The following is a 15,192-nucleotide window of genomic DNA, read 5'->3' as shown; positions in this document are numbered from 1 at the left end:
ACAAGTAGGCATTTGCCTTATATTCACAAATTTTTAAAAGCACGCAACTTTTGCCAGCTTAATCACAACGGAGCTATTTATGAGCGAAATCAAAGCAGGCTGCCCATTTCACGGTAGCGTAACCTCAGATCAACAAGGTCCTATGGCTTGGTGGCCAAAAGCCCTAAATCTTGATATTTTGCACCAACACGACAAAAAAGTAAATCCAATGGGCGAAGAGTTCAACTACCACGAAGAACTCAAAAAGTTGGATGTTGATGCTTTGAAAAAAGACATTGAAGCACTACTTCGCAACAGCCAAGACTGGTGGCCTGCTGACCACGGTTATTATGGTGGCTTAATGGCTCGTATGGCGTGGCACCAAGCAGGTTCTTACCGTGCTGCGGACGGTCGTGGTGGCGGTAACACAGGTAACCAACGCTTTGCACCATTAAACAGCTGGCCTGATAACGCAAACCTTGACAAAGCACGCCGTCTGCTATACCCAATCAAACAAAAATACGGTAACAAAATCTCTTGGGCTGACCTTATCCTATTTGCAGGTACAATCGGCTATGAAGCCGCTGGTCTAAAAACTTACGGTTTTGCCTTTGGTCGTGAAGACATCTGGCACCCAGAAAAAGACACCTATTGGGGTAGCGAGACTGAATGGCTTGCACCAACTGGCTCAAAAGGCAACCGTTGGTCTGGCGATCGTGAACTAGAAAACCCACTAGCAGCCGTAATGATGGGCTTGATCTATGTAAACCCAGAAGGTGTGGACGGCAACCCTGACCCAATCAAAACTGCCCGTGATATGAAAATCACTTTCAAGGCAATGGGTATGAATGATGAAGAGACTGTTGCTTTGACTGCTGGTGGACACACCATTGGTAAAATGCACGGCAATGGCAATGCAGCAGAAGTTGGTGCTGACCCAGAAGCAGCCGACATCGCCGAACAAGGTTTGGGTTGGTCTTATAAAGAGCCTGGTAAAGTAACCTCAGGTCTTGAAGGTGCTTGGACCACTCACCCTGACCGTTGGGACAACGAATTCTTTAAATTGCTATTTAAATACGAAGACAAATTTGTCAATGTCAAATCGCCTGCTGGTGCAAAACAATGGGAACCGTCTGAAATGGACGATGAAGATATGCCTGTTGATCAAAATGACCCAAGCATCAAACGCAAAATTGCGATGAGCGATGCGGATATGGCATTGATTAAAGATCCAGATTATCGCAAAATCTCTGAAAAATTCCTAAATGACCAAGCGGCTTTGGACGATGCCTTTGCTCGTGCGTGGTTTAAACTAACTCACCGTGATATGGGACCAAAATCTCGCTACTTTGGACCACTTATTCCTAGCGAAGACTTGATTTGGCAAGACCCAATTCCAGCACCAAAATATGTACCAACCGATGCTGAAATTGCAAGCCTAAAAGAAAAAATCTTGGCAAGTGGTTTGACTGTGTCTGAACTTGTGGCAACTGCTTGGGATTCTGCACGCACTTATCGTGGTTCTGACTATCGTGGTGGTGCAAATGGTGCACGTATCCGCCTAGCCCCACAAAAAGATTGGATTGGTAACGAGCCTGAGCGTTTGGCAAAAGTATTGGCAGTCTATGAAAAATTATCTGCTGAAACCAATGTATCTATTGCCGACTTAATCGTACTTGGTGGTACTGCCGCCGTTGAAAAAGCAATTAAAGATGCAGGCTACAATGTTCCAGTACAATTTAACGCAGGTCGTGGTGATGCTGTTCAAGAAATGACTGATGTTGAAAGTTTTGAATACTTAAAACCAATTCACGATGGTTTTAGAAACTTCCAAGAAGCACACTACGAACCAACACCAGAAGAGTTGCTACTTGACCGTGCACAATTGATGGGCTTAACTGCCGTTGAAATGACTGTACTTGTTGGTGGTCTTCGCGTGCTAGGTGCTAACCACGGCGGTAGCAAACACGGTGTATTCACTGACCGTGTGGGCGTATTGACGACTGATTTCTTCCGTAATTTGGTAGATATGGGTAACAAGTGGGAACCAACTGGTCGCAACAGCTACAACATCGTTGATCGCAAATCTGGCGAAACCAAATTTACCGCCACTCGTGCTGACCTTGTGTTTGGCTCTAACTCTATCCTTCGTGCTTACTCTGAGCTATATGCCCAAGATGACGCAGGTGAGAAGTTTGCTAAAGACTTCGCTAAAGCGTGGACTAAGGTAATGAACAATGACCGCTATGACCTTAAAAAATAATTTTTAGGTTAGGTTAAAACGGCACTCTGTAAAGAGTGTCGTTTTTTATCTTTTAATTTGTTTTTTTTTGCGATAATGATATAATTAAGGGGTTTATATTTTTTATTTTAAGGCTTTTTATGAAAAAAGTAGCACTTTCTGCGATTGTCCTATTAATGGTTGGTTGTGCCAGTACAGGTACAACAAGTATTAATGGCACAACCAAGGGCGAATATGGTAATTATTCTGGCAAAGGCGGAATGACAGCTTATAACATTGATGGCAATGCTTATAAATATCATTATGATAATGGCTTTACTGGCGTTGATGCGATGGGGTGGGACAGTAATTTGCAATATGCATGGTCAAGAACAGCAGGAGCAAAAACTTGTGGCATGACTGTGGACAGTAAAAAAATCATTTCACTTCTTACCAAAAAGTATGGATATGATGAATTGATTCATGAAATGAATGGCGTGGATTTTCATCTTCTCCAACAATCTAAGATTAAAGATTTTTGTAATGAACAACGAGTGACCAAACTCAAACAAATCATTCCTCAAATGACAAATGGACAGTTTGCGAAAAAATTTTAAGTTTGTTTAATAAAAATAACAATACCTATTATGGTTAGTTTTACGGCTACCAAGGTTAAAAAACAACACATCTCACAAGGGGTGTGTTGTTTTTTGTGATAGAATAACAACATCAACAAATCAATTCACCATTTAAACAACCAATAAAAATTGCACCACCCACCCTTTATGATTATAATAAAGCTTAAATTCCGCACCCATTTCGCCATGAAAAAACTGCTTTTTACCGCCTTGCTTTCCTTATGTACACTCGCCCACGCCGAAAACTGGCAATGGGTTTATGACACGCTGGCTGGCAAAAGCTATTATGCGGACGAATACACGCACGTTGAGCATTTTGCCGACACAGGCAAGCCATTTGTAACAACTTGGGAGCGTGGCGTATTTCACGAGCTGGCAGACGGCGTGGCTGAAATGCGAATGTTTTACTATTTTGATTGTGCCAAAGAACGCCTCGCCAACACCGCCTACGTGCTGTACGACCAAAATAACAACATTCTTTATGAAGAAGTCGAAGAAGCGATTACCACTTCTACCGACCAACGGTGGGAAAAACTTGACAGAGAAACCATCATCACGCCCTATTTTGACCATGTCTGCAAGGCGGTTGCTAAAAGACAGCATTAAAGCCCCATTAAAAAATCCGCTTAATATCACATTAAGCGGATTTTATTTTATCAATGATTATTTAAACTCCCCAAAAAACTCATCAATACACCCCATGGGCATATCATCAAGCGTATGTCGCCATTTTGGATTTTTGTCTTTATCAATAAGCAGTGCTCTTACACCCTCTTTAAAATCACCATGATTGACGCAATTAGTGGCAACCACCGTTTCTAAATCAAATATTTGTTTTAAAGAAAAATTCTTTTTTGTGGTTTTTAAATCATGATAGATTTTAAAAGTAATGGCTTTTGTCATGTCCGAACCATTTTTATAAATGTCAATGGCAGATTTGATAAATTCACTGTCACCTTGATAATTAAGTAATGCCTGATTAATGCTTGGCAATTCTCCATTCATTAATTGGTTAATTTTATCAAAATCATACATGATTTGACCATTTGGTAATATAGATTTGTCATGAAACTGATTTAAACAAACAGACAACAAATGATGATTGACTATATTGTCCTGAAAGTCAATTTGACAAATCATATCCAACACCTCATCAAATCTATCATGACTTATCGCAAAATCCGCCACACCAATTTCATAAGCATCTGCTCCATTAAACCTCGCCCCTGTCAGACCCAAAAATAATCCAATTTTACCCGCCACACGATTTAAAAAATAAGATGCCCCAGCATCAGGAAACAGTCCGATAGATACCTCTGGCATTGCCATGAGTGTGCTTTGGGTAACTACTTTATGACTAGATGATGCAAACAATCCCATGCCACCGCCCATGACGATACCATGTCCCCACACCAATATCGGCTTTGGATAGGTGTGCATGGCGTACATCAGACCGTATTCATGACTAAAAAACTCATGGGCAGTCATGCCATCGGTGTCGCCATACAACGCCTTGATGTCACCTCCTGCACACAGCCCTTTATCGCCCACCCCATGCACCACAATCATCGCCACACGCTCATCGCTTGCCCACACATCAAGAAGCTGATGGGTGTGCTTGACCATGTCTAAGTTTTGGGCATTGAGGGCTTTGGGGTTGTTTAGGGTAATCACCCCAATGGATTTGCCGTGTTTGGTAGGAATAGTTTGAGATAAAATTTTATCAGTCATGATAAATCCTTTTAGTAAAAAAATCTAAGTCTAGAATAACAGATTTAATTGAACGAATCAATATGTTGGTATGATAATTTTTAATTGAAATTTATCCTATTTGGTTTTATAATAAAATTTTTATAATTAGGAAAAGATATGTATTTATTATTATCTCCTGCCAAAAACTTAGATGAAAAAACCACCATTCCTTTTGATTTGACCGCTCATTTGAGTGAGCCTGCCTTAATAGAAAACTCTATTAACATTATGCAAACACTCAAACAAAAAGACAGTATTGATTTGCAAGAACTCATGAGTGTATCTGACAAAATCGCCCAATTAAACGTCCAACGCAACCAAAACTGGATTTATCCATTTGGCGACAACAAAAAACCTTCGGTTTATTTATTTGATGGTGATGCTTATAAAGGATTGGACGCTTATTCATTAACCCATGATGAGATTTTATATTTAAATCGTCATTTGGGTATTTTATCAGGTTTATATGGCATTTTAAAACCATTAGATAATATATTACCTTATCGTCTAGAAATGGGCACAAAATTAAAAACCCCTCATGCCGATGATTTATATGAGTATTGGGATGATATGATTACTGATGTTATCAATACACGAATTGCTGAAAGCGGTTCGGATATTTTGATAAATTTAGCATCTAATGAATATTTTGGAGCGGTTAAACCAAATAAAATCAATGCCCAAATCATTACCCCCAAATTTTTAGATTATAAAAATGGACAATATAAAGTCATCAGCTTTTATGCCAAACGAGCAAGGGGCATGATGGCAAGATTTGCTTGTGTCAATAATATCCAAAACCCTAACGAATTAAAGGATTTTGACATGGAAGGCTATTATTTTGACGAAAAATCTAGCAATCATGACGAATGGGTGTTTAGACGAGATGAGATTTTTTAATAGGGAGACCGCCACGCACTCACCCATTGCAACTTGGTTGGTAATTTTGTAGTTTTATGGTTTTATTGTTAATTTAAAATTAACAATTATTTATTGTAACAAAGTAAATTTTCACCCAAAAAAGTGCTAAAATAGGCAAGAATTAATGTAGATGAGCGTGATTTGGATGCACAAATGTAACCAAATCACATGAAAATGACGTACACTTATTGTAATCAAAGTTGTTTAGTAAAAGGTAAAATTTCATGGCAAAAGCACCCAAGAAAGACGAAAATGAAAGCGTAGAAGTTAATAAAGAGAAAGCCCTGCAAGTCGCCCTTGCCCAGATTGAAAAGGCATTTGGCAAAAATACAATTATGAATCTGGGTGATGATTCTGTAAAAGTAGATGTAGACGTGATTTCTACAGGCTCGCTAGGGCTTGACATCGCTCTTGGCATTGGTGGTTTGCCAAAGGGTCGTATTATTGAGATTTTTGGTCCTGAGAGTTCGGGCAAAACCACACTTACTCTACAAGCGATTGCTGAATGCCAAAAGCAGGGTGGCAAATGCGCCTTTATTGACGCAGAACATGCCCTAGACCCCATTTATGCCAAAAAATTGGGCGTGAATCTCAATGACCTTATGGTGTCTCAACCTGACAACGGTGAGCAAGCTCTAGAAATCGTGGATATGCTTGTGCGTTCTGGGGCGGTAGACTTGATTGTGGTGGATTCGGTCGCTGCCCTAACCCCCAAAGCCGAAATTGAAGGCGAAATGGGCGACAGCCACATGGGTCTACAAGCCCGCCTAATGAGCCAAGCCCTACGCAAAATCACAGGCAACGCCAAACGCTCCAACTGCATGGTGATTTTCATCAACCAAATCCGCATGAAAATCGGCGTGATGTTTGGTTCTCCTGAAACCACCACAGGCGGCAACGCACTAAAATTCTATGCTTCTGTACGCCTTGACATTCGCCGTATCGGCTCGGTCAAGGACAAAGAAGAGGTTATCGGCTCCGAAACTCGTGTCAAGGTCATCAAAAACAAAATGGCTCCTCCTTTTCGCCAAACCGAATTTGACATCATGTATGGCGAAGGCATTAACCGTTTGGGCGAGATTGTGGACTTGGGAGCAAGCCTTGATATTGTGGGCAAATCAGGAGCATGGTACAGCTACGAAGGTTCAAAAATCGGTCAGGGCAAGGCCAACGCCTGTCAATTTTTGGCAGACAATCCAGCCATTGCCCAAGAGATTGAAGCCAAAATCCGTGAAGCCAAACTTTCAGGCATTACTGTTGCCCACTCGGACGATGATGCTGATGATGTGCCAGAATATGTTGAAGGTATGGACGACTAAGCCTTTATGGATAAATCCATAAAAATCAAAACCTTAGATGAAATTTTAGCAGACATGGGAGAGCCTGTGTCTGCCAAAACAGCTGACATGACCGATAAAAACAATCATTCAACTCACTTAAAAGATACCAACCCCCCTCTTGCCAACAATAAAACCATTACAAATCAACCCAATTATTCTATTAAAAAACCAAAAACTCATTCAAGCACCCATGATGTTTTATCTGATTTACCTCAAAAACAACCACCCAAAAAACAACCACCCAACAAAAAATCATCTTTAAATCATCAAAACACCAAAACATCATCGGTGGATTTGTTGTTAAATGATGACAATCAAACTGTGCTTGATGATAATTTATTAAAATTATTAAGCAAAGTAGAAATCCAAAAATTATCAATCCCTGATAAACAGACTCGTTATATGCGGTGGCTTGCTTTTTATTATTTGTCCAAAAAAGAATTATCACGCTTTGAGTTAAAAAACAAATTACTTGCCAAAGACTGCGACAGCGTGGCGGTTGATGACCTGCTGACTGAATTTGCCGAAAAAGGCTACCAATCGGACGAACGCTGTGCCACCATGCTCGTGCGTGAATCGGTACGAAAAGGACGTGGCGTACAGCACCTTGCCAAAATGCTCAAAAAAGCAGGATTAAACGCCAAAGATTTTGGAGGCATGGATACACTCATCGCCATGAGCGATATAGATAGCGTGGCGGACGGTACAATTTTAGAAAATGATGATAAAAGTGATGAAATAGACTGGCTCAAATTGGCGGTTGAGGCTCGCTGTAAAAAATATGGCGACACCCCACCCAAAGACCCCAAAGAAAAAGCTCGCCAATTACGATTTTTACAATATCGGGGTTTTGATATGGACGTGTGTTTTAGGGCGTTAAAGATGACGCTTGATGATGTTGAAACTTGACTTAATTTAACTCGATTTGGCACGTTTTAATTTCATCATCAGCCAGATAAATATCACCACCCCTATCACCGCCACCACGCCTGCGATGATAGGTGCAAAAATCGCCAATGCCGACAACCCAACCGCCGTGCCAGTTTCTGCCAGTCCGATGGCAGGATTGGCAACACCTGCGGTGGTTGCGGTTGAGACAGCTCTTGTGGTGGCGGACGTAGCTTTGATGGCGGTTGCCGTGCCACCACCTGCCACGATTGCCAACGCCCATGTCATGGCAGGACTTAGGTCGGTCAAACTACCTGCCATGACGACTGTCCCCGCCAGCCCTGCCATTGGTACAGCAATCGTATCTAGCAGATTATCCACAAAAGGCACAAGATAAGACAAGGATTCGGCAATGCTCGCCACCGCCAAAATAACAATGGCGGTCGTACTACCAAGCCATGCCCAATTTTCACTAAGTGGTAAAATGCCAAAATAGCTTGCCAAAGACATACCAAACAATGGCACAAATACCCGAAATCCTGAGCTTGCTGACAATCCAATCCCCAAACAAATGCTTAATATCATCTCTGTGGTCATGATATTTTCCAAAAATAACTCTGATGAGTCATTATAGCAAAACCAAATGACAGATTGTGCATTTTTGCAAATTTATAAAAATAAGGGCAACATCATCGCCCTTATTTTTTAATTACAATCATGTATCACACAATCAGTCTCTTAAATAGATTAAAAATGACTCATTAGTAATAACCAAGCATTTTCCACCACACAAGACCCACACCAATCCACACAATCATATTAACAACACTCATAATAAAGCCCACTTTCCACCATTGCCCCAAAGAGACATATCCTGACCCAAATATGACAGGTGCTGTACCTGTAGCATAGTGAGTGAGCGTCATCATCAAGCTACTGGTTGCCGCCAAGACAAGGGCGTAGAGCATCGGTGGTGCTCCAAGAGCAAGTCCCACCCCATAAAACGCACCAAACATCGCCGTAATGTGAGCGGTGGTACTGGCAAAAAAGTAATGAGCATACAGATAAATGAGTGTCAAAATTGCTACCGCACCAACCCAACCAAGTCCCATACTACTGATGGCACTTTCAATTTGTGATGAAAACCAACCAATAAGACCCAGCTTGTTTAGATAGGTTGCCATCATAATCAGCACGCCAAACCACACAAGGGTATCCCAAGCAGATTTCTCCTTTAAAATATCGTCCCAAGTCAAAACACCTGTAAGTATGACTACCGACAATCCCAAAAATGCTACCGCTGTTGCATCTACACCAAATGCCTCACCAAAAAGCATGGCAGGTACATTTGCCCATAAAAGAAGCATACCTGCAAATACACCAAGCATGATTTTTTCATCACGGCTGATTTTACCAAGCTCACGAAGTTTGGATTCTGTAAATGTCTTGACATCAGGAGTATTGGTGATTTGTGGTTTTGCAATAAAATAAATCACCAAAGGCATAAGAAAAATACACGCAAGACCCGGCAATAACATGGCGACCGCCCATGTCGTCCACGACAAGTGAATGTCGTTACCCGTAGCCTTAGCAACCAGCTCCACCACCAATGGATTGGGGGCTGTGGCAGTAATAAACATCGCTGAACTGATGGGGTTGGCTTGATAGTTTACAAGTGCCAAATACTCACCCATCTTTTTGGCGGTACCATCGTCAGACTTTGAACCAAAACTTTGGGCGATGGAATGAGTGATGGGGTAGATGATGGCTCCTCCACGAGCGGTGTTTGAGGGAGTAATGGGAGCAAGCAAAGTCTCAGCGATGGCAAGTGAATAACCTATCCCCAGCGTTTTTTTACCAAAAACACCAATAACGTTATAGGCGATTCTCGCCCCAAGCCCTGTTTTGACAAGCCCTCGTGAGATGATAACAGCAATGGCAATGAGCCAAATTAGAGGACTTGAAAAGCTAGACAACGCATCGTTCATCGCCTGCTTTGGCGTCTCTGCCGTAACCCCTGTCAAAGCCACCAATGTAATGGCAATCACAGAGATGGCACCAATGGGCAACGCCTTGCCAATAATAGCAACTATCGTTCCGACAAATAATGCCAACAAATGCCACGCATTAGGCGTTACACCCTCTGGCACAGGAATGACAAACCAAATAGCCAATGTAATGACAATGGCGATTAATGTTGGAATGGGTTTAAATGGCATACATTCACCTTTTATTTAAAATCAACCTCACCAATCTCCCTATTAAAACATACCACAAGAACCATAAAGATGACGCAAATTCACCATCATGCCATAGGAAAAATGGAGTTCACCTCCCATCAAATTGTATCAAATATGGTTCGGTCAGTATCAATATCCATATAAATTTTATGGATTATTATTATAACAAAAACTTATGAGTCAGTAGGCAAATTATTTAAGGAATGTTTTGATATATTAATAAGTTTAATTAATAAATAATAATCAATAAATATAAAAGATAAAATAATAAGCCAATGTTTATATAGCCAAACCCACCCACCATTTAATCATTATGTATATACAACATTACTTAAAACACACATAAGCATCAGTAATTGATTGTTAGTAAAGTAAATTATACACTTAATTCACATCAAAATCATACAAAAACCGTTCACCCTAAGTTTTATAAAGCAATTTATGGACATACTGTACAATGCATTGCGATTTAAGCTCTATACCTATTTAAAATTGTGGTAATTTTCAATTTTATAAATATGTGTTAAAATACCATCAAAGCACTTTACAAACACAACAATTTTTGTTTTTGGTGATTTTAACAGCAAACACAAAAGCTCCACACATTCTACTTATATCAATATTTTTTATACTTATCTAGGAACAATCATGCTATGCGACACGACACGACACGACACGACACGACACGACAAAAGATTATTGCGTTGTCGGCTGACTATCAATATGCAGAACACACTTTAACCACCATAAAATCCATCTGTTATCATAATAAAGATATTGATTTTTATCTATTTAATAACAGTTTTCCTAATGAATGGTTTGAGATTTTAAATAAACATATATCCCAATTAAATTGTCAAATTTATGATGTTAAAACACACCACAATAATCTAAAAAATTACCGTACTTTTTCTCACATTACAGAAGCAGCCTTTTATCGGTATTTTATCCCCCAGTTCATCTCTCATCATAAAGTTTTGTATTTGGATTGTGATTTGGTGGTAAATGGTTGTTTAGATGATTTGTTTGACACCAATTTACAAGATTATTTTGTGGCTGCTGTTACAGACCCCATCGCCAAATATCAGCACAACATTGATGAATTTAATTCAGGTGTCATGCTCATCAACAACCAGCTATGGCAACAATCAAACATCACCGAACAATGCCTATCATTATCAAATCAACTGGGTAATAAATTAAAAAATGGCGATCAAGAAGTTTTAAATATTTTATTAAAAGACAAATGCCTTTATTTAAATTGTAGTTATAATTATCAAGTTGGCATTGATTATATATTACACACTCTAAATCAATCACATTTGATTGAAAATATCGGTGATGTCATTCCATATATCGTCCATTACTCAACCATGGCAAAACCATGGCTACCAAAACAATATACTCGCTTTCGCCATTTATATTGGTTTTATTATCAACTAAGTTGGCAAGACATTATCAAAAATCATCAAAAATTCTCATAAATACCCCAATAAATAACCCAATAAAAATCGGATATAAATTATCCGATTTTTATTGGGTTAATACAAAAAACTTAAAATGCTTTTTTAAATTGTGATAAAATTTCATCAATTTCTTGGTTGGCTTGACTTTCATCTGCCTGCACATCACCATTTGGCGTCAAATCATTGACCACCTGTGGCAACAGCTCGGCAATGCCTTGACATACATCATCTTGGCTTGCCCCTGTTTGTTGGCAAGCATCATCAATAGTTTCTTGCCCAAACAGTCGCACCACATCCTGTGCATCAATACCGTCATTATCCACGTCAATATTTACCCAAGATTGGGCTTGATTGTTTAAACCGTTACCATTGAATTTGGCAAGTACGCCTGACAAACCACCATTGCTTTGGATATAGCCCAACACGATGGGCAACAAAGCAAGCAACAAGGTGGATTTGTTAAATCCGCCCTTTTGCTGACTGCCCAACACTTGCCCTAAAATATTACCCAAATCGGCAGGGTTTTGTTTTTGGGGTTGATTGCCAAGCAACCCACCCAACAATCCACCAAGACCGCCTTGCTGTTGATTATTTGTCATTTGACTGGCGACCACCTGACCCAAAATACCGCCAAGACCACCATTTGATTGACCTGTCAAACCGCCCAATAAACCACCAAGTCCACCATTTTGGGGCTGTGTAGGTTGGTTGTTTGTCAAGGCATTTTGGGCAACTTGTACGATGATATTTTGCAATAAACTCATGATATTCACTTAGGTTGGGATATAGATGAGTTCATTGTATCAAAAAATTAGGGTTATTTTTGCGTGTTTTTGTAACTGTTTGGAAAATACTTGCATTTTTTTGGCTTTTTTCTTATGATAACCAAACCAACCAATTTTTGAAAGGAATAGCATGAAACAAGTCATTCATACCGACAACGCCCCAAAAGCAGTCGGCACATACTCCCAAGCCATAAAAGTTGGCAATACCGTTTATATTTCAGGACAATTGGGATTAGACCCTATTACCATGACATTAAAAGACGGCTTTAAAGCCCAAGCCATTCAAGCCTTTGACAACCTAGAAGCCATCGCTCACGCCTCTGGCGGTTCGCTTGCTGACGTGGTCAAATTCAACGTATCTTTGACTGATTTGTCTGATTTTGGCACACTCAACGAAGTTTTTGAGTCTCGCCTATCTGCTCCCTATCCTGCTCGTGCTGCCGTGCAAGTGGCGGATTTGCCCAAAGGAGGTGTGGTGGAGATTGAGGCGATTTTGGTGATTGAGTAATTCATCAAACATCATACGAGGGCGAATTTCGCCCTTTTTCTATCACTTTTATGACAATCCATGTTTTTAATTCAAGTTGCCCTACCCGTTCCTATTTATGGTGTTTTTGATTATTATTGCCACGCCTTGCCTGTGATTGGTGGACGTGTGCGAGTACCATTTGGCAACAGAGAGCTGGTTGGTATCACAACCGCTCATCTTGATAAAAGCGACATCAATCCAACACTCATCAAATCAGTCATTGAGGTCATTGATGATGCACCCATTTTTGATGAAAAGCTGTTAAATTTTGCCAAATGGCTATCATCTTATTATGTTTATCCTTTGGGTGAGACTTTTGCTGTCATGCTCCCTAGCCTACTAAAACAAGGAGAGCCCGCACTCACGCCTGCACGACTGTGGCAAACCTGTACAGACGAAGATACCGCCAAATCCACCCTAAAAACCACCAAAGCCCAACTTCATGCCTTTGCCACCTTATATGCCACAGACGGCATGACTGACAATGAGTTAAAAACGGCTGGGATTAGCCCAAGAACCCTACACGCCTTAGCCGATAAAGGTCTTATTTGTAGCACCAACGCCGTACCAGCTCCCAAAACCATAAGCCTAAACAGTCCCCATCTGCCCTTGACAGATGAGCAGACTGTTGCCAAAACAGCCATTGATAATGCCATCACCACAGGCATTTATCAAGGCATACTCTTGTATGGCATTACAGGCTCTGGCAAAACCGAAGTCTACCTACAAGCCATACATACTGCCCTAGATATGGGCAAACAAGTGCTACTCCTCGTCCCCGAGATAGGACTCACCCCCCAAAGCCGTGAGCGGTTTGCCAAACGATTTTGTGCCAACATCATCGTCCTACATTCAGGCTTGAACGACCGTGAACGCTTAGATGGCTGGAAAGCCTGCCAATCTGGCTCTGCCCAAATCATCATCGCTACTCGCTCGGCACTGTTTTATCCCTTTGCCAATTTGGGACTTATCATCATTGACGAAGCTCATGACAACTCCTATAAACAGCAAGACCATCTGCGTTATCACGCCTGCGATGTGGCGTTGTATTTGGCATCTCGTACCCACACCCCTGTCGTGCTTGGCACTGCCACACCCAGCCTAGAACAATTAAAACTTGTGGCAGATGGCAAATTATCTTGTTACCGCCTAAATATCCGTGCCACTGGACAAACCACCCCCTTTTATCTTGTTGATACACGGCTTGGTACAACATGGCACACCAACCAAGCAGGCGACACAGTGGATTCACGCCTAGCCCCTTTAACTATTGAGCGTATTCGCCATACACTACAAAAAGGCGAACAGGTACTGATTTTTTTGAACAGGCGTGGATTTGCCCCCATTTTATTGTGTGAGGCGTGCGGACACCAAGCCGACTGCGTACGTTGTAGTAGTCATCTGACCGTCCACAAACCCAAAACACGCCCACCTTATCTAAAATGCCATCATTGTAGCTATCAAATGAGTATGCCTAACGCCTGCCCAAACTGCCATAGCCTAAACATCATCACACTTGGGCAAGGCACGTCTGCTTTGCATGAGCATTTACACGCCCTATTTGCCAATCCCCAAAACAGCTCACAAACCTACCCAATTTTACAAATAGACCGAGATACTGTCCAGACCAAAGGTGCATGGGAAAAAATCTACGCCACCATCAACACAGGAGAACCGATGATTTTGGTAGGCACACAAATGCTTGCCAAGGGACATCACTTTGATAATGTAACGCTCGTTGTGGTGGTTGATGCTGATACTGGGTTTTTGTCACCAAATTTTCGCTCACCCGAACACACTGCCCAAACCATCATGCAAGTGGCAGGGCGAGCAGGACGAGCAGACAAGGCGGGACAAGTTTTGATACAGACATACACACCAGACCATCCACTACTCAACATATTAGTCAAGCATGGCTATGATATGCTTGCCCAAAAACTTCTGCAAGAAAGACAAGGGTTAGGTCTACCTCCATATAGCCACGCTGTACTGGTGCAAGCCAGCAGTCATCGAGCGGACGTGGCAAAGGGGGCAATCATGCAGGCAAAAACGCTCCTTACCCAGCCACCTTTTGCTCCTCACCCATTTGCAATACTTGCTCCGATTGAGGCACCATTATTTAAAAAAAACAACCACTATCATTATCAAATGCTGATACTTGCCAAAGAGCGAAAAAGTTTACACACCATACTGCCTACATTTTGGGAACGAGTGCTAACTTTACCTAATTTACAGGGGGCAAAAATGGTGATTGAGATTGACCCGATGGGTTGGTAAAAATATATGGTAAATTCTATTCAAAAACAAACAAAGGCTTTTTGTTTGTGGTGAGCAAACCATCATAAACAACCGCTTTTCAACTTGGCTTAGGGTGAACGGTTTTTGTATGATTTTGATGTGAATTAAGTATAAAAAAAGCACCCCAAACGGCGT

At 41.1% G+C, this 15,192-nt stretch carries 13 protein-coding genes; 9 read left to right on the top strand and 4 right to left on the bottom strand.

Translation table 11 applies throughout. The annotated features are described in order from the left end of the window. The first annotated feature begins 79 nt into the window (after positions 1–79). From katG to MOB01S_RS06615, 3 genes are all read left to right on the top strand, one after another. Positions 80–2,242 (top strand): catalase/peroxidase HPI, encoded by a 2,163-nt coding sequence (gene katG, locus MOB01S_RS06625; protein WP_066802862.1) that lies wholly within the window; start codon positions 80–82, stop codon positions 2,240–2,242. A 119-nt stretch (positions 2,243–2,361) separates the two neighbouring features. Then, positions 2,362–2,817, top strand: coding sequence for a hypothetical protein (locus MOB01S_RS06620; protein WP_066802860.1), 456 nt, complete (start codon positions 2,362–2,364; stop codon positions 2,815–2,817). Positions 2,818–3,024: 207 nt separating this feature from the next. Further along, on the top strand, positions 3,025–3,444 hold the full coding sequence (locus MOB01S_RS06615; RefSeq protein ID WP_066802858.1) for a hypothetical protein: 420 nt from the start codon (positions 3,025–3,027) through the stop codon (positions 3,442–3,444). A gap of 57 nt (positions 3,445–3,501) precedes the next feature. Here MOB01S_RS06615 and MOB01S_RS06610 read toward each other — a convergent pair whose 3' ends face one another. Beyond that, positions 3,502–4,569, bottom strand: a complete 1,068-nt coding sequence (locus MOB01S_RS06610; protein WP_066802857.1) for an enoyl-CoA hydratase/isomerase family protein — start codon at positions 4,567–4,569, stop codon at positions 3,502–3,504. Positions 4,570–4,707: 138 nt separating this feature from the next. Here MOB01S_RS06610 and yaaA point away from each other — a divergent pair, with 138 nt between their 5' ends. The 3 genes from yaaA to MOB01S_RS06595 all read left to right on the top strand — a co-directional run bounded on the left by yaaA (position 4,708) and on the right by MOB01S_RS06595 (position 7,760). Continuing rightward, positions 4,708–5,490, top strand: coding sequence for a peroxide stress protein YaaA (gene yaaA, locus MOB01S_RS06605; protein ID WP_066802856.1), 783 nt, complete (start codon positions 4,708–4,710; stop codon positions 5,488–5,490). 245 nt (positions 5,491–5,735) lie between these two features. Next, positions 5,736–6,830: a recombinase RecA gene (gene recA, locus MOB01S_RS06600; protein ID WP_066802855.1), complete on the top strand. Its 1,095-nt coding sequence runs from the start codon at positions 5,736–5,738 to the stop codon at positions 6,828–6,830. Between the two features lie 6 nt (positions 6,831–6,836). Beyond that, positions 6,837–7,760 (top strand): regulatory protein RecX, encoded by a 924-nt coding sequence (locus tag MOB01S_RS06595; protein ID WP_066802849.1) that lies wholly within the window; start codon positions 6,837–6,839, stop codon positions 7,758–7,760. A 6-nt stretch (positions 7,761–7,766) separates the two neighbouring features. Here MOB01S_RS06595 and MOB01S_RS06590 read toward each other — a convergent pair whose 3' ends face one another. Further along, entirely contained in the window at positions 7,767–8,336 is a 570-nt protein-coding gene (locus MOB01S_RS06590; protein WP_066802848.1) for a DUF4126 domain-containing protein, read from the bottom strand. Between the two features lie 164 nt (positions 8,337–8,500). After that, positions 8,501–9,958, bottom strand: coding sequence for an anion permease (locus MOB01S_RS06585; RefSeq protein WP_066802847.1), 1,458 nt, complete (start codon positions 9,956–9,958; stop codon positions 8,501–8,503). A gap of 674 nt (positions 9,959–10,632) precedes the next feature. Between MOB01S_RS06585 and MOB01S_RS06580 the strand changes: the two genes are divergently transcribed. After that, positions 10,633–11,463 (top strand): glycosyltransferase family 8 protein, encoded by an 831-nt coding sequence (locus MOB01S_RS06580; protein ID WP_066802846.1) that lies wholly within the window; start codon positions 10,633–10,635, stop codon positions 11,461–11,463. Between the two features lie 71 nt (positions 11,464–11,534). Here MOB01S_RS06580 and MOB01S_RS06575 read toward each other — a convergent pair whose 3' ends face one another. Further along, entirely contained in the window at positions 11,535–12,209 is a 675-nt protein-coding gene (locus MOB01S_RS06575) for a YidB family protein (RefSeq protein WP_066802845.1), read from the bottom strand. A 151-nt stretch (positions 12,210–12,360) separates the two neighbouring features. Between MOB01S_RS06575 and MOB01S_RS06570 the strand changes: the two genes are divergently transcribed. After that, positions 12,361–12,738 carry a RidA family protein gene (locus MOB01S_RS06570; RefSeq protein WP_066802844.1) on the top strand — a complete coding sequence of 126 codons (378 nt, stop codon included), beginning with the start codon at positions 12,361–12,363 and terminating at the stop codon, positions 12,736–12,738. Between the two features lie 60 nt (positions 12,739–12,798). Further along, positions 12,799–15,036 (top strand): replication restart helicase PriA, encoded by a 2,238-nt coding sequence (priA, locus tag MOB01S_RS06565; RefSeq protein ID WP_066802842.1) that lies wholly within the window; start codon positions 12,799–12,801, stop codon positions 15,034–15,036. Positions 15,037–15,192 lie beyond the last annotated feature (156 nt).

The sequence above is a fragment of the Moraxella oblonga NBRC 102422 genome (genome assembly GCF_001598275.1).
Taxonomy (GTDB): domain Bacteria; phylum Pseudomonadota; class Gammaproteobacteria; order Pseudomonadales; family Moraxellaceae; genus Moraxella; species Moraxella oblonga.
This window is presented reverse-complemented; position numbering and strand designations above follow the sequence as displayed.